The organism is Hymenobacter sp. R533113 (assembly GCF_056835965.1).
In genome coordinates this window covers 999,065-1,021,323 of record NZ_JAKWBD010000001.1, presented here as the reverse complement: position 1 = coordinate 1,021,323, position 22,259 = coordinate 999,065, and the positions used below count along the sequence as shown (strand labels likewise).

Annotated in this window: 18 protein-coding genes and 1 tRNA gene; 10 read left to right on the top strand and 9 right to left on the bottom strand. The window is 56.5% G+C overall.

The annotated features are described in order from the left end of the window. Positions 1–14: 14 nt before the first annotated feature. Positions 15–1,268, bottom strand: a complete 1,254-nt coding sequence (locus tag MKZ35_RS04780) for a sensor histidine kinase (protein ID WP_482512058.1) — start codon at positions 1,266–1,268, stop codon at positions 15–17. Next, complete coding sequence (locus MKZ35_RS04775; RefSeq protein WP_482512057.1) at positions 1,265–1,942, bottom strand: response regulator transcription factor; 678 nt, start codon at positions 1,940–1,942, stop codon at positions 1,265–1,267. The genes MKZ35_RS04780 and MKZ35_RS04775 overlap by 4 nt, the downstream gene beginning before the upstream one ends. Before the next feature lie 628 nt (positions 1,943–2,570). On the opposite strand from MKZ35_RS04775, the gene MKZ35_RS04770 reads away from it, so the two are divergent. After that, positions 2,571–3,533 (top strand): GDP-mannose 4,6-dehydratase, encoded by a 963-nt coding sequence (locus tag MKZ35_RS04770; RefSeq protein ID WP_482512056.1) that lies wholly within the window; start codon positions 2,571–2,573, stop codon positions 3,531–3,533. 65 nt (positions 3,534–3,598) lie between these two features. Further along, entirely contained in the window at positions 3,599–5,302 is a 1,704-nt protein-coding gene (locus tag MKZ35_RS04765) for an ArnT family glycosyltransferase (protein ID WP_482512055.1), read from the top strand. Positions 5,303–5,450: 148 nt separating this feature from the next. Here the strand turns inward: MKZ35_RS04765 and MKZ35_RS04760 are convergent, their stop codons facing one another. The 5 genes from MKZ35_RS04760 to MKZ35_RS04740 all read right to left on the bottom strand — a co-directional run bounded on the left by MKZ35_RS04760 (position 5,451) and on the right by MKZ35_RS04740 (position 8,688). Then, positions 5,451–6,590 carry a DUF6268 family outer membrane beta-barrel protein gene (locus MKZ35_RS04760; protein WP_482512054.1) on the bottom strand — a complete coding sequence of 380 codons (1,140 nt, stop codon included), beginning with the start codon at positions 6,588–6,590 and terminating at the stop codon, positions 5,451–5,453. Positions 6,591–6,730: 140 nt separating this feature from the next. Next, positions 6,731–7,096 carry a hypothetical protein gene (locus tag MKZ35_RS04755; protein WP_482512053.1) on the bottom strand — a complete coding sequence of 122 codons (366 nt, stop codon included), beginning with the start codon at positions 7,094–7,096 and terminating at the stop codon, positions 6,731–6,733. Positions 7,097–7,588: 492 nt separating this feature from the next. Then, positions 7,589–7,765: an SEC-C metal-binding domain-containing protein gene (locus MKZ35_RS04750; protein WP_482512052.1), complete on the bottom strand. Its 177-nt coding sequence runs from the start codon at positions 7,763–7,765 to the stop codon at positions 7,589–7,591. A gap of 215 nt (positions 7,766–7,980) precedes the next feature. Next, positions 7,981–8,433, bottom strand: a complete 453-nt coding sequence (locus MKZ35_RS04745) for a hypothetical protein (RefSeq protein ID WP_482512051.1) — start codon at positions 8,431–8,433, stop codon at positions 7,981–7,983. A gap of 181 nt (positions 8,434–8,614) precedes the next feature. Further along, positions 8,615–8,688: transfer RNA gene (locus tag MKZ35_RS04740), tRNA-Ile, on the bottom strand. Between MKZ35_RS04740 and MKZ35_RS04735 the strand changes: the two genes are divergently transcribed. Genes MKZ35_RS04735 through MKZ35_RS04725 form a run of 3 tightly spaced genes read left to right on the top strand, consistent with a single transcriptional unit; the run spans position 8,681 to position 11,323 of the window. Next, complete coding sequence (locus MKZ35_RS04735; RefSeq protein ID WP_482512050.1) at positions 8,681–9,439, top strand: HAD family hydrolase; 759 nt, start codon at positions 8,681–8,683, stop codon at positions 9,437–9,439. The two genes, MKZ35_RS04740 and MKZ35_RS04735, sit on opposite strands and share 8 nt — an antisense overlap. After that, positions 9,417–10,667: a site-2 protease family protein gene (locus MKZ35_RS04730; protein ID WP_482512049.1), complete on the top strand. Its 1,251-nt coding sequence runs from the start codon at positions 9,417–9,419 to the stop codon at positions 10,665–10,667. Before MKZ35_RS04735 ends, MKZ35_RS04730 begins: the two co-directional genes overlap by 23 nt. Before the next feature lie 32 nt (positions 10,668–10,699). Next, positions 10,700–11,323 (top strand): hypothetical protein, encoded by a 624-nt coding sequence (locus tag MKZ35_RS04725; RefSeq protein ID WP_482512048.1) that lies wholly within the window; start codon positions 10,700–10,702, stop codon positions 11,321–11,323. A 175-nt stretch (positions 11,324–11,498) separates the two neighbouring features. Here MKZ35_RS04725 and MKZ35_RS04720 read toward each other — a convergent pair whose 3' ends face one another. Beyond that, the gene (locus MKZ35_RS04720) at positions 11,499–12,695 is read right to left on the bottom strand and encodes a phosphoglycerate kinase (RefSeq protein WP_482512047.1); all 1,197 of its coding nucleotides are present in this window, start codon (positions 12,693–12,695) and stop codon (positions 11,499–11,501) included. A gap of 299 nt (positions 12,696–12,994) precedes the next feature. Between MKZ35_RS04720 and MKZ35_RS04715 the strand changes: the two genes are divergently transcribed. The 5 genes from MKZ35_RS04715 (at position 12,995) to MKZ35_RS04695 (ending at position 19,517) form a co-directional block, all read left to right on the top strand. Then, positions 12,995–15,709: a D-alanine--D-alanine ligase family protein gene (locus MKZ35_RS04715; protein WP_482512046.1), complete on the top strand. Its 2,715-nt coding sequence runs from the start codon at positions 12,995–12,997 to the stop codon at positions 15,707–15,709. Positions 15,710–15,765: 56 nt separating this feature from the next. Continuing rightward, positions 15,766–16,551, top strand: coding sequence for a PASTA domain-containing protein (locus MKZ35_RS04710; protein WP_482512045.1), 786 nt, complete (start codon positions 15,766–15,768; stop codon positions 16,549–16,551). A gap of 109 nt (positions 16,552–16,660) precedes the next feature. Next, positions 16,661–18,472 (top strand): T9SS type A sorting domain-containing protein, encoded by a 1,812-nt coding sequence (locus tag MKZ35_RS04705; RefSeq protein WP_482512044.1) that lies wholly within the window; start codon positions 16,661–16,663, stop codon positions 18,470–18,472. A gap of 107 nt (positions 18,473–18,579) precedes the next feature. Beyond that, positions 18,580–18,876, top strand: coding sequence for a rhodanese-like domain-containing protein (locus MKZ35_RS04700; RefSeq protein ID WP_482512043.1), 297 nt, complete (start codon positions 18,580–18,582; stop codon positions 18,874–18,876). A 209-nt stretch (positions 18,877–19,085) separates the two neighbouring features. After that, positions 19,086–19,517: an organic hydroperoxide resistance protein gene (locus tag MKZ35_RS04695; RefSeq protein ID WP_482512042.1), complete on the top strand. Its 432-nt coding sequence runs from the start codon at positions 19,086–19,088 to the stop codon at positions 19,515–19,517. A 133-nt stretch (positions 19,518–19,650) separates the two neighbouring features. Here the strand turns inward: MKZ35_RS04695 and MKZ35_RS04690 are convergent, their stop codons facing one another. After that, entirely contained in the window at positions 19,651–21,498 is a 1,848-nt protein-coding gene (locus MKZ35_RS04690; protein ID WP_482512041.1) for a RecQ family ATP-dependent DNA helicase, read from the bottom strand. Positions 21,499–22,259 lie beyond the last annotated feature (761 nt).

Genomic DNA, 22,259 nt, shown 5'->3' with positions numbered 1-22,259 from the left:
CGAAGCGCTTTTGCCTAAAAAATAACCCGCAGCGTATGCAGGGTCTGACTTGCGGCGTATTCGTAGTGGATATAAAAACCGTAAAACTCACCAATGCGCTGCACGATGGAGAGCCCCAGGCCCGGCGAGTCAGAGCTGGGATTATGCTTGCGGAATCGCTCAAAAAACTGCTCGGGCTTCTCGTTTGAGGAAAGCTTCGGGCCTGTGTTGGTGATTGTTAGCTCCGTTTTGGTTAGCGCCACGCGCAGCAGGCCTCCTTCGCAGTTGTGGCGGATGGCATTGTGCAGGAGGTTGCTCACCAGGGAATCGACCAGGGCCGGGTGCAGCCGAAGGGCCGGAACGGAGTCGATCGACAATTCCAGGCGCAAGCGCTTGGCCTGAATAAACTCTTCCAGCAGCCACAGCTTCTCTTGCAGCAGCTCGTCAAGGCGTACCGGTACGGTGTCGGCAAATTGCCGGTTTTCAATTTTGCTTAGTAGCGACAGGCCCTGGTGCAGGCGGGTGAGGCGCTGCGTGGCCGCATACAGGTCACTGACCAGCGGCGCGGCCGGGGCGGGCAAATCCGGCAGCTGTAATAGTTGCTCTAATTTGGCCTGCATGATGGCTAGTGGCGTGCGCGTCTCGTGGGCGGCGTTTTCAGTAAACTCCTTGAGCGTAATGTAGTCGGAAGCTACCCGCTGGCTCATACTGGTCAGCGTACGATTGAGCTGGGTGAATTCTTCTACCGGCGTATCAGGTAGGCTGAGTGCTTGGTGCTGCCGCACGTCATAGCTATGCAACAGGTGAAGCGTATGCTCGAAGGGAGCCCACAGGCGGCGTGCCAGCCAGCGGTTCAGTCCCACCAGGCCCGCCAGCAGGGAGCCGAGCACGCCTACTAGTAAGTACAGAATGATGCGTCTCACGTCTTCTGTTTCCAGCAGCGATTTGCTCAAGGCCACCCATTGGGTGCGCCCATCAAGCGTGAGCGGGAAAGTAAGCTGCCGGTAAGGTTCCAGCTCGCTTTCCAGTGGCTCGAACAGCAGCACGTCGCGCAGGCCTTCGGGCTGCGGCGCGGGGCTAAGGCTCATACGGCCTTCAAAGGGGGTAGCTGGCAGCTTTCCCGTGCGTTGCACCGCCTTTAGGAGGTAGTCGCGCTGCTGGAACAGGCGTTCTTCCACCTCGCCCTGCAACGCCCATAGCACGCCGAAGTACAGCAGCATACTGCCGACGGTGAACAGCAGTGCCGCCAGCACCAGATAATAGCGGTTAGTTGCGGCCAGTAGCTTCATTCGACGCTCAACTTGTAGCCCACTCCGTAAATAGTGCGGATATAGTCCCCCGCGCCTTTTTCCTGCAACTTTCTGCGCAGATTCTTTAAGTGCGTGTAAATAAAATCAAAGGAGTCGGCTGCATCGGCCGCGTCGCCCCACACGTGCTCGGCAATCGACTCCTTGGTCAGGACACGGCCGGGGTGGGCCAGCAGGTAGAGCAGCAGATCATACTCCTTGCGCGTCAGGGCGACGGGCTCATCGTTTATCAGCACCCGGCTCTGGTCAGGGATTACGGTTAATTCCTGAAACACGAGATGCCGGTTGCCCTGAAAATGCCGTCGCCGGATGATGGCTTTAAGGCGGGCGCTAAGCTCGGAAAGGTGAAACGGCTTCGCTAAGTAATCATCCGCGCCTAGCTCTAAGCCGAGCACTTTGTCGTCCAGCGCATCGCGGGCGGATATAACCAACACGCCGGCGGGGGAGCTATCGGCCTTGAGCGTGCGCAGCAGATCCAAGCCGTTGCCATCGGGCAGGGTTAGGTCGAGCAGCACGCAATCGTACTGGTAAAGCTTGATCTTCTCGTACGCCTGCTCGTAGGTAGCGGCAAGCTCAATCACGTACCCGTCCTGCCGCAAATATTCGGCTAGGGAAGCACGCAGGGCCGCTTCATCTTCCACAATCAGAACTTTCAAAACAGCGGGGCTTTGGAGGAAAGGTTGAAAATAGTGGGTGAATCTGAAGACATTCTGAATAGTAGCCGGGCGCTGCCTTGTTGAGTCGCTACCAAGGGTGGCAGAAAGTAACGCCCGACCCAGCTGTTATCATATAGCTGGGCAGTGCCACGGGCAAGCCAGATACCTTCGCCTACTGCCTGCGCCCTGTCTGATGCCTCTGATATACGGTATTTATGGGCTGGCTGGCAGTGTATTACACCATTAAGCCAGATCCTAAGAAGCTGTTTGAATTAGGTTTTAGACTGTCAGAACGCGGTAGAGACGCAATACTTTGCGTCTCCTCGTTGCACAAACTGCCGGAACGAAGCTCGAACGCTGCAGACGACGAGACGCAAAGTATTGCGTCTCTACCGCGCTTTAGTTAACTCAAACAGCTCCTAAAAACCCCGAGGACGTAAGCCGCCCCATTCCGCTCAGATAAATAACGTGGTGTTGGATCTACAGATGATCTTCAGAATTGGCCGCCACCTTGGCTAAAATACTGGCGCTCCTCCGCTCGACTATGGCGTCGAATCGGATAGGTTGGCTCCGGTTTACTCCATGATTCAGTGCGTTTTCACGCAGCTGAGCCTTTGCTTTTTTGTTTATGCCATCGGTTCTGGTTACGGGTTGCGCCGGCTTTATTGGGTCCCACCTGTGTGAGCGGCTCCTGGCCGATGGACACGAGGTCGTGGGCCTGGACAATTTTGACCCCTTTTATGCCCGCGCCCTGAAGCAGGCCAACCTGGGGGGCTTTTTGCAGCATTCGAGCTTTCGTTTTCACGAGCTGGACCTACGCGTCGGCACTGAAGCCCTGACGCACGCCCTGGGTGATACGCCTATCGACGTAGTAGTGCATTTGGCGGCCAAAGCCGGCGTCGGGCCGTCGGTGCGCGAGCCGGCCGCTTACCTGGAGAACAATGCGCTGGGTACCACGCACCTGCTGGAATGGATGCGGCGGCGCGGCGTTGGTAAGCTGTTTTTTGCCTCGTCCTCCTCGGTGTACGGCAACACGCTCCAGCGGCCGTTCCGCGAAGATCAGGACTTACGGCAGGCGTGCATCTCGCCCTACGCGGCCTCGAAGCTGGCCGGCGAGCAGCTGACCTACACCTACTACCACCTCTATGGCCTGAGCGTGCTGAATGCCCGCTTCTTTACCGTCTTTGGCCCCCGCCAACGCCCCGATCTGGCCATTCACAAGTTTGTGCGCCTGCTGCGGGCGGGCCAGCCGATCCCGGTCTTTGGGGACGGCACCACGGCCCGCGACTATACCTTTGTGGGGGATACGGTGGATGGTGTGGCCCGTGGCGTGGCGTATTTATTATCCCAGCCCACTGGCTTTCATACCCTCAACCTGGGCAACAGCCACCCGGTTACGCTGCTGGACCTGATTCAGGCCGTGGGCGAAGCGGTCGGAATTGCCCCCCAGCTGGTGTTCCAGCCCATGCAGGCCGGTGACGTCGATGTTACCTACGCCGACATCAGCAAGGCCCGGACGCTGCTGGGCTACGCTCCCCAAACTTCCCTGGCCCAGGGACTTCGTCAGTTTGTAAGCTGGCTGACCAGATGAAGCGCACAAGGCATCTGCTTCCTCCGCGGCCGCGCGGCGCTGTCCGTGACTTGCGCTTTCTATCCGTGGTTTCTGCTTCCCCGTCTCTGCTTCGCTGGCTTCGCCCGGCGTCGCTGCTCCTGGTGTGTCTGTTTAGTTGCTTTATACACCTGGGGGCGCCTGAGGCCAGCCTGATGGAGGCGCGCAATTTCACGGCCGCCCGCGAGATGGCCGCCGGGGGCTCGTGGCTGTTGCCCACCATGAACGGTGAATTGCGCCTCGCAAAGCCGCCGCTGCCGACCTGGGCCGTTGCGGTGGTCATGCGCTTGGCTGGCCCTACGGGCAACCTCGCCCTTTTACGTCTCCCGGCGGCTCTCATGGCCACTCTCCTGGTTTTCTTCTTCTGGAAGCTCGCTGAGGAGCTAACCGCTGAGTTGCCCGGCGAAGCGGAAGCGCCGGGGCGCACGGCCTGGCTGGCGGCGCTCGTGCTGGCTAGCAGCCTATTGCTACTCACGGTGGGGCGCGATGGACAGTGGGATATCTTTTCCAATAGTTTTATGGTAGGCGCTTTGTGGGCACTGGTCCGGGGCTGGCGGCAGCCAGCGGCGAGTTATGGATGGTTTGCTGTGGGGGGCTTTTTGATCGGGCTAAGTATACTGAGCAAAGGTCCTGTAGCCCTCTACAGCATCTTATTGCCCTTTTTGGGATGCATCCTATCCCCACTTGGCTCCTGGCGAAAGTCTGTGCGTGCCCAGGGGCGTGGAAGCCTATTGGCGGCCGGTATAGCGGGGCTGGTCGGAGTCGGATGGCCTTTGTACGTATTGTACCACGTAGCCCCGGTGGCCTTGGGCGTCGCCCAAACGGAGCTGTCGGCGTGGGCTGAGCGCCACATGAAGCCGTTCTGGTACTATGGCCAGTTGCCGGTGTTTACGGGCCTATGGGTGGTTGTGGCGTTAGCGGCGCTGGTCGTACCGTATGCCCGGCCCCGCCTCACGCGCTACGTGCCGTATGCCTTCACGCTGGGCTGGCTCGTCACCGCGTTGGTACTGCTGAGCGTCGTGCCCGAAAAGAAAACGCGCTACATGCTGCCCCTGCTGCTGCCGCTGGTGTTGCTGATGGGGGGGCTGCTCCGGTACTGGGAGGTGCTGTTTCGCGAGCAGTTCGTACCCCAGGCCGACCGCATAGGGATCCGAACGTGGGCGGGCTCTCTGGCCTTGGTATGCGGGCTGGTCCCCGTAGCCATGGCGTTCTTCCCGCTAGCAGGCTTCGACTGGCGCAGCGTCCGCTTCTGGGTAGCCGTGCCCGCTTTCGGGTTACTGGGGGGCGTGGCGATTTTCTATGGGTTTCGCCGACCCCAGCCCGGCCGATTGAGTGGGCTGTCGGTAACGCTGCTGGCGCTGGTGGTCACCCTGCTCATGCCCGCTTACCCGGTGTGGGAACTACGGGACAAGGCCAACCTACGGCGGTTAGAGCAGGTACGCCAGCAGCCAGACCTGCACCAGCTGCCTTGGTATAGCCTCAATGAGGTGCCCATTAAGCAGGTTTGGCAGGCCGGGCGCGCCGTTCCCCTTTTACAGCCGCAAGGGCGGGCTGTTCCCCAGCACCCGATCGTGGTGTTCTCGCTGTCGCCGGGCGCTCCCCAGCTGCCGCTGGCCTGGCAACCGCATGTGCACGTACAGCAGGTAGATAGTTTCTACACGGGCCGTTCCCGGGAAGCCGGGCGCTGGCTGGTGTCCATTGTGCGGCCCAAAGCTACCCTACCTACTAAATCACTTAAGCCCCAAAAATAGCAGCCCTCGATGAGCGGCTATGCGCTTCTTACTACTGGCTAGTTTGCTAATACAGGGTGCCTGACGGACACCTTAAAAACCGGGCATGGCTTTCCCGAGACGACCCCAGCTACCCTACCCACCACGCAACTAACGGGGCCTGGGGGGCTTATTTGTTGGTTGTTTTCTTCAAGAACTTACGCGGGGGCACCAGGAATATTTCCACGCTGGCGTAAGGGGCGCCGCCCAGCGTGTTATCGATGATACGCGGGCGGGCGCTACCGCGAAACAGACTCAGGCCTTTGTTTCCATTTTCGTCCAGCGCGTTGAAAGAGGCATTGTAGCGGTAGCCAGCTTCCAGACCCAACCACACGAAATCGTAGATTTCCCGCTCCAGCCGCACCCGGGGCTTCAGCTCGGTCTGGCGCAGAATGAGGGTTTGCAGCCCATTCTGCAGTGGTTCGCGCAGCTTAATATTGTAGTTATAGCCGTCCACGGTATAGCCCGCGAAAAGCAGGGTGGTGGGCGACACATTGTAGCGCAACGACACGCGCGCCGGAAACAAGGATTCTACCCCCCACCGGTTGTTCCACGTACGGTTGTACAAGATCACGGGGTAGATGCTCTGCCGACCAAACGTGTAGCCTAGCTGGGCACCCACGCCCCAGGCGAAGGTGGGCGAGCGTTTCCAGCCGTAGATAAACTCAGCCGACACCTTCAGATAGTCCGGTACCGACAGCTCGCCGGAGGTATAGTCACCATTTAACTCGCCCTTCACCCGCGCGATGTACCAGTGGACCTGATCGACCGGCCGAATAGCGGCCAACTGCGCCCCCAGTACCTTTAAGCCCTTATCCTCCAGGTCTCGGTAAAACGTGGAGGCATTAGGGCTCTTGAATTGGAACTCCTCCCGGTCGTAGTTTACCCCCAGAATCAGCTTTAGGTGCGGGTGATTGATCAGCGGTGCGTAGGCCTTAATAAAAGCTCGGGCGTTCTTTGTCACGGTGGTATTGGCCCGGGCTTCGGGGTCCTGGTCCCGCAGCTTCGTGTTGATGGAGAAGTTACTGAGCCGTTCGTAGTGCGCCACTACGCCCTTGCTAGGGCCGCTGCCCAAGACCGAAGGGACCGCGAATTCCTGACTTTGCCCGACCTGGTTGGCCGCCGCCGTATCGGAGGCGAGGGGAGCGGGCGGCGGGTACACCGGGGTGCGCGGCGGCTCGACTTGCGCGCGGGCAGTCAGACTTAGTAGGCAGACGATGCTGGTCACAGCAAGCCGCCCGCAGCGAACAGGAATAGCTAGGTGTCGCATAGTCGGGATAAAGGAGGTGGAAGAATAGCAAGGCCTGTCCGCGAAAGCATAAACAGGCTCATCAGGGCTACGCCGAGCCTATCAGAACAGTTATCACCTTGGTAGGCGCGCTGGTGGCTTCGTCCTTGATGAGCAATCGATCACGAAGTAGGGCCGGTAATTAACCCGCTATCTCGGGTGAAGGAATAGGCGCGCGTTTCGCCCCTGGAGCTCGTTAGGTGCAGCCGGAAGAAGCGCTTGTTGCCGGTTTCTACCAAGCGCATCAGCCGGACCTGATAGGTTGGATACTGTTGCTGCAGCGAAGCCCGTAAGGCTTGGGGAACATCGATGTCCTCTATTTCCAGTTCCGTTTCCGCTATCACCCCGCCGAGCGTAACCTGGCTCCGCATCGCAATGGTTCGCCAGCGGAAGGTGGCGATCAGGCCCGTGGGTGCGGGCTGCCAGTGCAGCTTCTCCAGCGGCCCAGGAAACCGGTTATGCAAGGCCTGTTGGGCAGTCTCCGTCACGAGTACGGATTCTTGGGTGGGCGACGGCTGCTGGGTAGACGGCGGATCCGCGTCGCACCCGGTCAACCCAGCCGCTATACTTGTCAGTCCTAGAGCGAGGGAAGTGGTAAAACAAGAAAGCTTTAGCAAGACCGGGGATCGTTAACGAAGCACATGGTGCGAAAGCAGGCGCCGAGGAACTGCCATATTACAGTTCAATTCTGTAGTAAATCTGTGCTGCTGCGTCAAAAATCCGAAGTGGGTCTTTTTCCGATTGGGAACGGCTACAAGTAGTCCGGTCATGGCTGGCACCGTCCTATAAGAGAACGTCTTCAGAGCGTGAAAAGGAGGCCCTTTTGCGGGCGGCATGAGCATGAACGAATACCTGGCTGGAGTTGACGCTAGTGTCGAACTAACCCAGTAAGCATCAGTAAAATATTTACGAGAAGGTGTTTGTGCATGAAACGAAGATACAAGGTAGGGTAAGACAAGTATTGCCGTTGACCTCAACTGCTACCTAGCTGGCCCAATGGCCGCTGGTGGAGTATAAAAACCGTGGCATTTTTTAAACTTCCGGCCACTTCCGCAAGGGCAGGCGTCGTTACGCTCTGGTTTCTGATTTACTCTCGGTGGCTCACGCTTCTTTGCTGATTGTGAAGCGGCTTTTAGTTCGCGAATATCTTCGGTCAAGTGAGTAACTGATGTTACGCGGCAACTGCACCTCTGCCTCAGAAAGAAGCTATTGCTGCTTCAGGAAACATCCTTTCCAAGCAATCGACTAATATGCCGCGTAACATCAGTGAGTAACTGATGTTACGCGGCAACTGCACCTCTGCCTCAGAAAGAAGCTATTGCTGCTTCAGGAAACATCCTTTCCAAGCAATCGACTAATATGCCGCGTAACATCAGTGAGTAATATGACGCTTATTGGCAATCTCAGCATCACTGGCACTTGAATTCATCTGATAGCTCATTGCGAGCGTCAAGATTCCAAGTATAGTGTTGATCCAACGATGAAAGTTTTCACCGTTTATAGTTGAAAAAAAGCTAGCTAAATAAGGAGATATTTTAGCTACTTCATTTATAACCTCTTCCTTAGTTGTTTCTGTCTGCTTTGCCTGTTCAAGGAGTAGTTTAACCTTACGGAGTGCGTCAAAGGATTCTTTTGGACCTGACAACAAACGTAAGGCATTACCCCGGTCGACATAAGTTCCGTCACTAACCCATGCAAGGTGACCACATTGCCGACACGTCATCGTAGTGTCTTCTATTATAACTGTGCCGCCATATACACCAGTAAGCACTGGAAAAATGGACCCGCATGCAGGATTAGTGCAGGCAGCCATTAATTCATGCATAAAAGGGAGATAAGAGCCAAAAAGAAGAAATAGAACTCAAGTCGTGATTACCCTAACTGCTCCACACTCAGTGTCCGCCCCAGCGCCCACCATTGTTCAGGCGGTTTCTAGTGCCACTTGTTGCCAAAAGTGTTAGCAGAAAAATAAAAACCCCATTTACAGTGCGTAAACAGGGTTCTAGTGGGCCCACTTGGAATCGAACCAAGGACCTACTGATTATGAGTCAGTTGCTCTAACCGATTGAGCTATGGGCCCGGCGCGTTCGCAACCGTATAGGTTGGTTTCGGCGGTGCAAACTACGACTTTTGCCCGTCAATTTGCAACGCTATTCTCTAAAAATGCCCCCAGCCCTACTTCGCGCCGCCTGCCCAATCTGCTTTTCGACTTTGGCGGCGTGCTGATCAACATCGATTACCAGCGCCCCATCGAGGCTATGCGCCGCCTTACCAGCGCCGGCAGTACCATTGAGTACAGCCAAAAAAATCAGTCGGAGTTGTTTGACCTGCTGGAAACCGGGCGCATTACGCCGGCCGAGTTTCGAGAAGGACTGCGCACCGGCTACCAGCTCACGGCCACCGATGAGGAACTGGACGCGGCCTGGAATTCTATTCTGCTGGATGTGCCCGCCAACCGGCTGGCGCTGCTGGCCGAGCTGCGCGCGCAAGGCCACCAGATGGCGCTGCTCAGCAACACCAACGTAATTCATATTGAGGAAGTAAATCGGCGCCTCAAGGTTGCGTATGGCTTTGAGCACGGGATTGCCGATGTGCTGGACCGTGTATTTTATTCCCAGGAAGTAGGGTTGCGTAAGCCCGGCCCGGAGATTTTTGAGCATGTGCTGCGCGAAATGAACTGGCAGGCCGAAGAAACTCTTTTCATTGAAGACAGTTTTCAACATATCGAAACGGCGCAGCGCCTGGGCTTGCATACGCTCTTCCTGGCCCCGCCGCTCACGCTCACCGACGCCTTGCCTGCCGCTATCCGTGCCTTCCCTCCCTCTGCCTGACGCCCCGGCGCCCCCGCCCGAAAATGCCCCCCAGCGGCCCCGCTACCGCGGCTACTTCCGCCGCCACCGCGGCGAGTTCAATGTCTATAAGCCTCCCACGCCGCGCTGGCGCGTGTACACGCTGCATTTGTTGCTGTTCGTCATCACGCTGATTACGACCACGCTAGCTGGGGCGGAGTGGATGACGGGCCGTACATTTTTTGATCCGCGCACGGTTGGCTCGCTGAGCGTCTGGCTTTCGCGGGCCGAAATCCGGGATGGGCTGTGGTTTTCGCTGCCGTTTCTGGGCGTGCTCACGGTGCATGAGTTTGGGCACTATTTCACGGCGCGCTACTACAAGGTGCGGGCTACGCTGCCTTACTACATTCCGTTTTTTACGGGGTTCTTCAATACCATCGGCACGTTTGGGGCGGTTATTCGCATCAAAGACCGGATTTTCTCCCGCAAAGAGTTTTTTGATATTGGGCTGGCGGGGCCGCTGGCTGGTTTTCTGGTGGCCATTCCGGTGCTGATGTACGGCTTTACCCATTTGCCGCCGCTGGAATATATATTTCAGGTTCACCCGGAGTATCGTGCGTATGGCGCCGATTATGCGCAGTATGTGTACAAAAATGCGGACGGTGGTGGTCTGGTTTTGGGAAAGTCGCTGATTTATCAGTTTCTGGAATCGTGGCTGGCGGACCCGGCGCTCCTCCCCCACCCGAATGAGCTGATGCACTACCCGGTGCTGCTGGCGGGCTCGTTGGCTTTGTTCTTTACGGCGCTCAACCTATTGCCTATCGGGCAGCTCGATGGGGGGCATATTTTGTACGGTTTGCTGGGTTTTCAGCGCGCCAACCAGGTATCGGCCATACTCTTTATCGGCTTTATCTTCTATGCCGGGCTGGGTTTATTTACGGTTGATAGCTCAAACGACTCGCTTTTGTATGGCGGGCCGATTTATCTGTTTTACCTGTTCACGGTGTTTCGGCGGGCCGTACCTACGCCGCGCCGGGCGTTGATGCTAGTGCTGGGTGTGGTAGCGGCGCAGCTGGCGCTGAGCCTGGCGGTGCCGGGCATTGACGGCAATCCGGGCTGGCTGGTGTTTGGCTTTCTGCTGGGCCGCGTAATGGGTATTTATCATCCGCCCGCCCCCGATGAAAGCCCGCTGAGTGCGGGCCGCAAGGTGCTGGGCTGGGTAATGCTGGCTATTTTTGTGCTCTGCTTCACGCCTTCGCCCTTCGGCTAAGTCAGTGTGCTCGTTGCTTGTTTTCTTATTCTATGCTGATTGAACAACGCCAGCTGACGCAAACCACGCAGTTGGCTCTTCGCCCCCACGGGCTATATATCTGTCGAAAAGACCGGCGCGGTCAGATTACGCTGGAAGTGGAGATGCCGTACGAGGAGGTGCTGCCCGTGCGCGTAGAGCGGCACCAGCACCGGGTCATTTCGCAATGGCAAGTGCTAGGGTTTGTGTTCTTACTACATGCCTTAAACAACAGCCTGAAGCAGGCAGACGAATTGTACACGCTAGTTGCTTTTGGCGTTAGCTTAACAGTAATGGCCGTGTATTGGTATGGTTGCCGCAATTGGTGGAACCAGTTTGTTATCAGTACCTCCCACGCCCGCGTCGTGCTGACCGACCGCCCACAAGAGCTTAATAAGCTTTACCATTTTTCTGAGGCTCTGGAGCAGCGCACCAAAGATTATTTGCGCGAGAACTACGGCAGCATCAACCCGCTGGGCCTGATAGAGCCCCAGTTACAGCGCCTGCGCTGGCTGCACAAGCTGGAAGTTCTCACCGATAAAGAAGCCCGCGCCCTCTCCACCCGCCTCACCGGCAGAATCGAAGATTCACCGTTGCTAAGTATGGGGCAGGAACTGGAAGCACCTTATGCGAATTAATGAAAAAGCCCCCAGCAGTGTACTGGGGGGCTTTTTTGTGTCACTTGTATTACCTTAAACAGAGTAGCGCGAAGCTTCCGCTTCGCGTATCGTTGAGGTCATTGATAGAAATGCTCCAATGTAACTCGTTCAATGAAACGCGAAGCGGAAGCTTCGCGCTACTCTCGTTCTAAACCTAACGCCCTTCCAGCGCCGCTACGCCGGGCAGCTCTTTGCCTTCCATGTACTCCAGCAAGGCGCCGCCGCCGGTGCTGATGTAGCTTACGCGGTCGGCGTAGCCCATCTGGTTGACGGCTGCGGCCGAGTCGCCGCCACCGATGAGGCTGAAGGCGCCGTTGGCGGTGGCGTCAGCAATAGCGGCGGCCACGAACTCGGTGCCGGCCGAGAAGTTCGACATCTCAAACACGCCCATCGGGCCATTCCAGAGAATGGTGCGGGACTGGCGAATGATGTCGGCGAAGTTTTCGCGCGACTCCGGGCCGATGTCCAGGCCCATCCAACCGTTCGGGATGTGGTGGTTGGGGGCCGTTTCTACGTTAGCGTCGTTGGCGAAGCGGTCGGCAATGAGCGAGTCGCTGGGCAGCACCAGGTTTACGCCTTTCTCCTTGGCTTTTTGAATCAGGTGCAGGGCCAGGTCCAGCTTGTCGGCTTCGAGCAACGAGCCACCAATTTCGCCGCCTTCGGCCTTGGAAAACGTGTAGGCCATTCCACCGCCGATTAGCAGGTTATCTACTTTATCCAGCAGCTGCTCAATGAGTTGAATCTTATCCGAAATCTTTGCCCCGCCCATAATAGCCGTAAACGGACGCTCGGCTTGGGTGAGTACGCGGTGAGCATTTTCCAGCTCACTTTGCATGAGGTAGCCAGCTACGCGGTCCTGGGGGGCAAAATACTGGGTAGCAACGGCTGTAGAAGCGTGGCGGCGGTGCGCGGCCCCGAAGGCATCGTTCACATACACGTCGCCCAGCTTTGCCAGTTTCTCGGCGAAGACAGTGTCGCCGGCTTCTTCTTCTTTATAAAAGCGTACGTTTTCGCAGAGCAGAATCTGGCCGGGTTGCAGCTCAGCGGCCATTTTAGCGGCATCGGGGCTCAGCACATCATGGGCAAACAGGACCTGCGTACCGTATTCGTCCTGCAAGCGTGACACGATGCTTTGCAGGGAGAATTTCTTCTCGGGCCCGCCTTTGGGCCGGCCCAGGTGGGAAAGCAGGATGACGCCGCCGCCGTCGGCCAAAATCTTGCGAATGGTGGGCGTCGCGGCCCGGATGCGGGTGTCGTCGGTGATGTGCAGCTCGTCGTCGAGGGGCACGTTGAAATCGACGCGCACCAGGGCTCTTTTGCCGGCGAAGTTGTACTGATCGAGGGTTTGCATAGTAGTTTGTAGGGTTTGGTAGGCCTTATACGGGGAAGGTGAAATGGTGAGTGGTGAAATGGTGAGTGGTGAAATGGTGAGTGGTGAAATGGTGAGTTTGACGTTCTGTTTGCGTCATCTGCGTAGAATGCGCCGCAATAATAGCAAACTCACCATTTCACCACTCACCATTTCACTATCTCACCATTTCACCACTCACCATTTCACCTTTCCCGTACCTTTGCGCTACGTATGAAAATAGGCATCTTCTTCGGTGGCCCGTCGCGTGAGCGGGAAATATCCTTGCGGGCGGCCGCACTGTGTACGATAATCTGGACAAAGGCTTGTTTCAGGCCGTGCCCATATTCGTGGACAGCCGGGGCAACTTCATTTTGCTCGACTGGCATTATATCTATAAAGGCACCATCCGGGACTTTTTCCCGCCCGTATCGGCGCTGCCGCCTTCTGAGCACCGTTTGCAGGTGTATTTGGAAAGCCTGGGCGAGCTAAGTCAGGAGGAACAGGACCGCATCATCGCGGAAGTCGGCCGGCGCGTGCAGCCTCATGAGCTACGTGAGCTCATGGACTTCGCCTTCCTGGCGCTGCACGGGCCGGGCGGCGAAGATGGCGCCATCCAAGGCTTATTGGAATGGTACGGCATTCCGTACTCCGGTTCCGGTATTCTGCCTTCGGCTTTTGGCATCGATAAAATTGCCCAGAAAAAGCTGTTGCACGCCCTGAACCGGCCTACGCCCGCTTTTCGCGTCATCAGCACCGAAGACTGGGACGCCGCTGATCCGGAAGCCACACTTGAGTACTTAGTGCGCGAATTAGGCTTGCCATTGGTGTTTAAAGCGCCGCGCCAGGGTTCAAGTATCGGCGTTTCAATTTTACGCGAGAAAAATGCCCCCCAGTTCGTGGCCGCCGTTGAGCGCAGCTTATTCCGCAAAACCCTGACCCGCACCGAGTGGCAGGGCAAAAGTGACGAGCAGAAAATCCTGTGGCTACAGCAGCTCACCGACATTCGGGAAGGCATCGGGCTGCCGGTTACGCTGACGCTTAATGAAGAATCAGGAATGAAGAATGAGGAGTTGTCGTCCTCTAATTCTTCATTCCTCACTCCTGATTCTTCATTAAGCGCAGCGTTAATTTATCATCCTGAGAAGCTGCTGCACACCCTCAACGAGCAGTTTGAAACGGTTGAGCAGGTGCTCTTGACCAATGTAGACGGCGAGTCGCAGGTGCTGGTGGAAAGCTTCGTGGCGGGACGCGAGTTTTCGTGCATCGTGGTGGAAGATCCAAACGGCGAGCCGCTGGCTTTGCCCCCCACCGAGATTGTGAAGGGCGAGGAGATGTTCGATTATCGCTCCAAGTACCTGCCCGGCCTGAGTCGCAAAATTACGCCCATCGACCTGCCGGAAGACAAGATTCAGGAAATCCGCGAGGCTTGCCAGGAGATGTTCCGCACCTTCGGCTTTCAGGTATACGCCCGCTTGGACGGCTTCATTCAAGCCACCGACGGCAGCCTGTTCCTGAACGACCCGAACACCACGTCGGGCATGTTGCCGGCGTCCTTCTTCTTTCATCAGGCCGCCGAAATCGGGCTGAATCCTTCTCAGTTTCTTACCTATCTGATTCGCACTTCCCTCGCGGCGCGGCGCCGTGCTGGTATGCAGCCCGTGCGGCTGGGGGGCATTTTGGCGCAGCTGGATGCGGCTGTGGCCTCGCGCCAGCAGCAGGAGCAGCAGCGTACCAAAGTAGCGGTAATTATGGGCGGCTACTCCTCCGAGCGTCATATTTCGGTGGAAAGCGGCCGCAATATCTATGAGAAGCTCAGCTCCTCGGTGAAGTACGAGCCCATTCCGGTTTTCCTGACGGGCTCGGCGCAGGAGCACAAGCTTTATGTGCTGCCTATCAACGTGATGCTCAAGGACAACGCCGACGACATCCGCGAGAAAATCGAGTACGCCGAAGCCGGTCATGAATTACACCCTGTGCTAGCCCGCATCCGTCGCGAAGCGGAAGCCATTACTGGCACCTATGCTGGTCAGCCCACAGCTCAGCCCCGACGAATCTCTTTCGAGGACTTGGCCCAGATGGCGGATGAGGTGTTCATTGCCCTGCACGGCCGTCCTGGTGAGGATGGCGCGTTGCAGAAAGAGTTGGAGCACTTTGGCTTGCCCTATAATGGCTCTGGGGTCGAATCCAGCAGCATTACCATTAACAAGTTTGAGACGAACCGCCGCCTGCGTGAAGCCGGTTTGCGCGTAGCCGAGCACCGCATGGCCAACCGCCTGGAGTGGCAGGCCGACGCTGAGAGCTTCTACTGCTCGCTGGAAACGCAGTTCCACTATCCCTTCATCGCCAAGCCCGCCGACGACGGCTGCTCTTCGGCCGTGAAGAAAATCAAGAACCGGCAGGAGTTGGAAGCTTTCAGTCAACTCATCTTCCGCGACCAGGAAGATTTGCTGCCCGACGCCGCCCACACGCTGCATCTTGGCTTCAAAGAAGAGTTTCCGCAGAAAGACGCTTTCCTGGTCGAAACCCTGATTAGTCGTGATGGCGCCCAACACTTCCTCGAAGTTACTGGCGGCCTGCTCACCCACTGGCGCCCGGATGGCACCTTGAACATCGAGGTATTTGAAGCCTCCGAGGCCTTGGCTACGGGCGAGGTGTTGAGTCTGGAAGAAAAATTTCTGGCCGGCGAAGGTCAGAACATTACGCCCGCCCGCTACGCCCCCGACTCTGCCGAGCGGCAGCGCATTTCGGAGGAAGTGAAAAAAGAGCTGCGCCACGTAGCCGAAGTGCTGAACATTCAGGGCTATGCCCGCATCGATGCTTTCGTGCGAGTGCGCGAAACGGGAGCGGTGGAGGTACTGATTATCGAGGTAAACTCGTTACCTGGTATGACGCCCGCCACCTGCATCTTTCACCAAACGGCCCTCAACGGCTACACGCCCTACGATTTCATTGATCGGATTCTGGAATTTGGCAAAGAGCGGCAGCGTAAGCTTGAGATAGAAGCGAAAAGCTAATTTGCGCCTTGTTTTAAAGTCAGCACATACAATACATAGCACATCAGCACACCACAATGGCTTTTCTTAAATCCGATACTCCCTTCGACGTACTAAAGCACTTGGTGGTAATTGGCTTGGCAGTGGCCTTGCTGCTGTTCGGTTTCTTCTTTGTGTACCTACCCATGACCACTAACCACGGCGAAACCATTGTGGTACCGAAGGTGACCGGGATGCGGCAAAGCGACCTGGAAGACTACCTCGATGAGCGCAACCTGCGCTACTTCGTCGACGACTCCAGCTACAGCCCCAACATCCCGGCGTACACGGTGCTTACGCAGGATCCCGCGCCCGGCCAGCAGGTAAAGGAAGACCGCAAGATTTATATCTCGGTGAGCATGAAAAACCCGCCGGTAATCAAGATGCCCAAGCTCACGGAAGGCTCCGTAAAGAATGCGCAGATGATTCTGGCTAGCTATGACCTGGTAGTTGGCGAGATTAAAAAGGTGCCGGATTTGGCCCAAAACTCGGTATTGAAGCAGCTGGTGAACGGCAAGGAAATAGCGCCAGGCTCCCCCATTGCCAAAGGTACCCGCGTAGATTTAGTAGTCGGTGACGGGCAGGGCAACCAGGAGTTTCCGGTGCCCAATGTCGTCAATATGCCGGCTGATGAGGCCTCTACTCTACTCGTAGGCCAAGGCTTACAGGTAGGAGAGATTTTCTACCAGCCTGCCGAGGAAGGCCAGGTGGAAGGAACCATTGTGAAGCAACGCCCGGTGGCGGCGCCCGGCGCTACCATTCGCATGGGGCAACTGGTTGATTTGTGGGTAGCGGGCAACGAGCCCTTAAAGGCAGTGCAGTAAAAAGCTTGCAGGCTTGTCGCAAAATTTCTCCCATCCGCAGCCGTTTACCTTGCGTAAATTGCTGTCTATGATCTACCCGAAACTTCTACTTTCATTATTAGCGGTTGGCTTGCTGGCACCTTTAACCGGACAGGCGCAAGTAGCTACGCCACTCGACGCTGACCCAAGCCGCCAATCTACTATTCGTACGCCTCCCGTAGCCCGACGCGGCACAGCGGTAACGTTGCCTTTATTCGATGATTTTGCCCCCCAGGGCGAAGGTTTACCTAACTCTCTTTTCTGGAAGCCCGGCGGGGGCACGTTGGTGAACAATCGTTTTCCGGTAGCGCCACCATCGCGGGGGGTAGTCACCTTCGACGGGCTTTCGGCCAGTGGTCAGCCTTACGGTAGCTCATCGGCTTATAACGATACGGATACGCTAACTTCTCAGCCTATTGATTTGAGTGGCCTCACGGCCGCCAGTGGCGTGTACCTGAGTTTTTTCTGGCAAGCAGGTAGTATCGTTGGTCCGCCTAAGGCAAACACGGGTAGTCAGCCTGTGCGCCTGGAACTGGAAATACTGGACAATGCCGGCCTGTGGCAGCAGGTGTGGGTACAGCTCAGCACGGGAGTACGCACCAATTTTCAGCAGCAGCTCATTGCCGTCGATCAAGCCCGGTACCTGCATTCGGCCTTCCAGTTTCGGTGGCGGGCAACGGGCAACCTTGCCAACACCCGCGATGCCTGGAGCCTCGATTATATCCTGCTTAACCGCGGCCGCTCCGCCACCGACAATTCTTACCGCGACATTGCCACCAGCGCCCCGCTCACCAGCCTGCTGCGGCGCTTCGCGGCGATGCCCATAGAGCAGTTTAATGCCAATGCCGCCGGCGAGCTAAACCCCAATACGTTTACCACCATCAACAACTTTGATGTGGGCCCCGCGCCGACACCCATTGCCTGGACTGGCACGCTGCAAGTGCTGCCAGCCGGTCCGAGGGCCACCTTCCTAACTGGCAACAAGTCGCTGTCGGCGCGGCAGCAGCAGGATGTGATTGCGGGTGATGTGCGCACTTCACCTCTACCCAATACGCCTGAAGCCAAGCGCATAACGCATCGTATTGCCATTCAAACCAACGAAACCAATCCGCTTACCCTATCCAACGACACCATTTCGCGCATCACGGAGCTGGCCGATTATTACGCCTATGATGATGGCTCGGCCGAAGCTACCGTAAGCTTGCCGGCCCTGTCTACTGGCCCCGCCAGCTACCTCGCCTACCGCTTCGACCTGAACCGCCCCGACCGGGTTCGCAGCGTGCGTATCTATCCATCGCCGACTGGAGTGAGCCGGGTGATAACGATGAACGTGTGGGATCAGGACCCGCAAACTAATTTGCCCACGGCTGAGCCAAAAGCCTCCCAGACCTTTACCATTCCGGCCAGTTTGCCCGCTGGGCAGGCATTTGTCGATATTGCCTTCCCGCAGCCCGTAAACGTGAGCGGCACTTTTTATGCAGGCTATGGTCAGGCATCGTTAGGTTTTTTTATCCCCTTTGGCATCGATTTGAACAGTACCGCTCCGGAAGGCTACCTGCTTACCAACGCGGCCAACGCCTGGACCGTGACCTCAACAACGCCCGCGGGCGCGCCCTTGATTCGGCCTGTCATGGTGGGCAGCACGGTTACGGCTGGTGCCAATCCGACCCTGGCGGCCAGCATCAGCGTGTATCCGAACCCAAGCGCTGGTTTGGTGCGGGTGCAGGGCCACTATCTGCGCGTTACCGTGCTCGATGCGTTGGGTCGAGTTGCTTGGGAACAACCGGAGGCGCAAGCTGGCCAGCCCGAACTTGACTTGCGAGATCTGCTTTCCGGGGTATATATGGCGCGTTTTTTACTCCCTCAGGGGCAAGTAGTTACGAAGCGTTTAGTACTAAATTAATATCTTTGGACACAGCAAAGAAAGACTTTGCAATGGATGAGTTAATTTTTCTTCCTAAACTACGCTTCCAAACCGAGGCCTCTCTACCACAAACAATCCGCAAGATTATGAGCGATATTACTTCCGAAGAGTTGAAGAAGCGGCAGGCCGCTGGTGAAAAACTGGTTATTCTGGACGTGCGCGAAGGCTGGGAATATGAAGAATCGCGTATTGAAGGCAGCCAGCACATTCCATTGGGCTCTTTACCCCAACGCGTGGAGGAACTGGAAGACCTGAAAGAAGGTGAAGTCATTGTGCACTGCAAGGGCGGCAGCCGAGCTAATTCAGCCAAAGCTTTCCTGGCGCAGAATGGCTTTCGCAACGTGCGCAACCTGATTGGTGGCATTACAGCATATCAGCAGTAACAGACTCTAGATCTGAAGTTCAATCAGCTTTCAAAGTCTTAAGCTTTGCTGAGGCTGCGCTATGCTATTAGTAATAAGCATCAGAGAGAAAAAGCCCCCCAGCCACATAGTATGTGGCTGGGGGGCTTTTTTCTCTCTACTCTTGTTTACGTTGTAAGCGACTTTAAAATCCCTTTTCCTTCCTATTCCATTTTCTTTTTAATACGTCTATGAGTTATCAAAAATTGTACACCGCTAAAGCGAAAGCTACCGGTGGCCGCGACGGTCGCGCTATTTCGTCCGACAATGTGATTGACCTGGCGCTGACTACCCCCAAAGAAATGGGTGGGCCTGGTAAGGAAGGTGCCACCAACCCTGAGCAGTTGTTTGCCGCTGGCTATGCGGCCTGCTTCGATAGCGCCCTCAACCTGGTAGCGCGTTTCGAAAATCAGCCTATTGCGGGTAGTTCCGTTGCCGCCGATGTCAGCCTGGGCCACGTAGGCGATAAATACGACATCGCCGTAGATCTGGCAGTGAATATTCCCGGCCTGGAGCAGGCACGGGCCGAGGAGCTGGTAGCTAAAGCGCACCAAATCTGCCCGTACTCCCGCGCCACTCGCGGCAACATCGAAGTAAACCTGACCACTACGACGCACGCTTAAGTGCTTGCTACATAAAAAGAGAGTGTAGCCGGTTGGCTGCACCCTCTTTTTATGGCGTATTTCTAGGCTCGCAACTGGCCGTTCGCCTCATACCGGAGCACTTGGGTATCAACCAGTTCTCGTAGTAGCTGCGTTACCATTTCGGCTTGCTGGGGGGCAAATTTGGTGAGCAGCTCGCGCGGTGTCTGGGGGGCATTTTGCAGCAATTCCACGAGTTGAGCGCGGATCGTTGGAGAAGGCGCAGCAGGTTGCGCCGCCTTTTTTTAGCCAGGCAAAAGTCGCAGACCCGGCAGGCGGGCGCATCCATTTCGCCAAAATACTCCAGCAATAGTTGCTGCCGGCAGCGGCCACCCAGGCTGTACTGAATGACGGCTTCGGTTTGGTGCTGCGCTAACTCGCGGGCAGCGCGCAGGGTCGGCTGATTCAGGGGCAGCTTATCTACGTCGTGGCGGGGTGTAGTGAACAAAGCCTGGGGGGCATTATGCTGGGGCTGATACTGAATAATGCCCGAACGATGCAAAAACAGCAGCATTTTGCGCACCTCCAGTACACTCAGGCGCAGGTGCTGAGCCAGGCTATTCTCGGATATTTTCTGAAAGCCCGCGAAGATCTCGCCCCCATTCAGCCGCAGCAACGATTTAATCAGCTTATCGTGGGCCGCGTTGGCGACCTGAAAGCGGTACAGGTCGGTGTGGTCGATGGGAATGTGCACGCGGGCCGGGTTGTTGACCGCCTCATTTATCTGCACCAAGCCTTGCCGCGCTAAGGCTTTCAGGGCATTGTGAGCGTCAAGTGCTTTGAGACGGTAGGTTTCGGCAAACTGCTGAATGTCAAAGTCGAAGGCCACCAATTCGCCGCCACCCACGGCCGTGCGCGAGAAGTTAGCCAGCGCCTGATACACCCGCCGCACCGTGTCTAGTGGCGGGTGAGCCAGCTCGGCGCGGCGGCGCTGGTCGGCCGCTTCGTTAGGACCGGCAAGAAGCACAGCAAAAGCATACTTCTCGTCGCGCCCGGCGCGGCCGGCTTCCTGGTAGTAGGCCTCCAGCGTATCGGGCGCGTCGAGGTGCACGACTAAGCGCACATCGGGCTTATCGATGCCCATACCGAAGGCGTTGGTCGCGACAATGACGCGGGTTTTGTTCTGCATCCAGTCTTGCTGGGTACGGTGGCGCTGCTCGCTGGGCAAGCCGGCGTGGTAAGCCGCCGCCGACACTTTATGGTGCTGCAAAAACGCCGCCGCATCCTCCACCTGCCGCCGCGTGCGGCCGTACACAATGGCGGTTTTATCCGCGCCTACGCCGCGCAAAACCTCCTGCAGGCGCCGCAGTTTATCCTCGGTCTGCAAGACGGAATAGGACAAGTTAGGCCTAGCAAAGCTTTGCTGAAAAACCTGATGAGTAGCTCCAAAGCGCAGTCTTTCAATGATATCCTGCTTCACGGGCTTGGTCGCCGTGGCTGTGAGGGCAATGACCGGCACCTGGGGCAGCAGCTCGCGCAGCTCGGCAATCTGGAGGTAAGGCGGCCGAAAGTCGTAGCCCCACTGCGACAGGCAATGCGCTTCATCTACGGCCAGCAGGTTCACTTTCATCTTAGCCACCCGCACCCGAAACAGCTCCGTCAGCAGCCGCTCCGGCGATACGTACAGAAACTTTACCGGCCCGTACACGCAGTTATCCAGCGTCTGGTCGATTTCCTGGTGGCTCATGCCCGCGTACACCGCCTTAGCCTTGATGCCCCGCGCCCGCAGCTGCTCCACCTGGTCCTTCATCAACGCAATCAGCGGCGATACTACCACGCAAATGCCGTCCCGCGCCAGCGCTGGCACCTGAAAGCACACGCTTTTGCCCCCCGTCGGCAGCAGCGCCAGTGTATCATGCCCCGCCAGCACCGAGCGAATAATATCCTCCTGCAAAGGCCGAAAAGCCGTGTGGCCCCAGTGCTGGCGCAGCAAGTGCAGGATGTCATCGGTGGGTAGAGGCATAGGCCGGCAAAGGTAGGTAGGGATAGTGGGCCATGCCTCAACTCACGATTGGAGTAAGAGATTTGACTCAATTACTCCACGACTCAGCTTACAACGGACACTGTATTAAAAAATAAAACTGAGATAGGATTTGTCCTATCTTGCCTCTGCTCACTGCTTCTAAAATCCTATCTATCGACAGCCTATTCAGGGTCGCAGCAGCGGTTCATATATTGTCGCTAAGCTTCCTCACATTGTACATCATACTGGCTTTGTGATCTGTATCAGCATCCTGACGCCTGACTTAATCACCCCATGCATAAGCTACTACACTTTTCTATTTTCTATCTAGCCCTGCTGCTGCTGGAAATGATTGTTGGTTTCTGTTTTCTTCTTTTTGATTCATTCAACTATAGAGCGAATGTTAACGGGTTTCTCCTGTGGACCTACTGGAGGGCACTTTTCTATGGAGCGCCCTCAGTTGCCATTTTCTAGGTGTTCTATCGTTATAGCTCCTCATTAAGTATCAACTACCGTCTCCTTCTTTTGTCAGTGGTTAACTTACTCGTCTATGTAGGGTTGTCATGCGTAAGCGAGCTAATTTGGAGGAATGTACCTCTTCCGGCCGAAGGAACTATGTTCACTGTGACTTGTATATCCCTCGTCATTAGCCCCCTGTTAATCGGGCAAATACCCTTTTTTCGGCATAGAATGAACAACTTATCATAGCTAATAAGCCCGCTGGCTACTGCTTAAGCACTACGTAGTTTAAATTGGGTAAA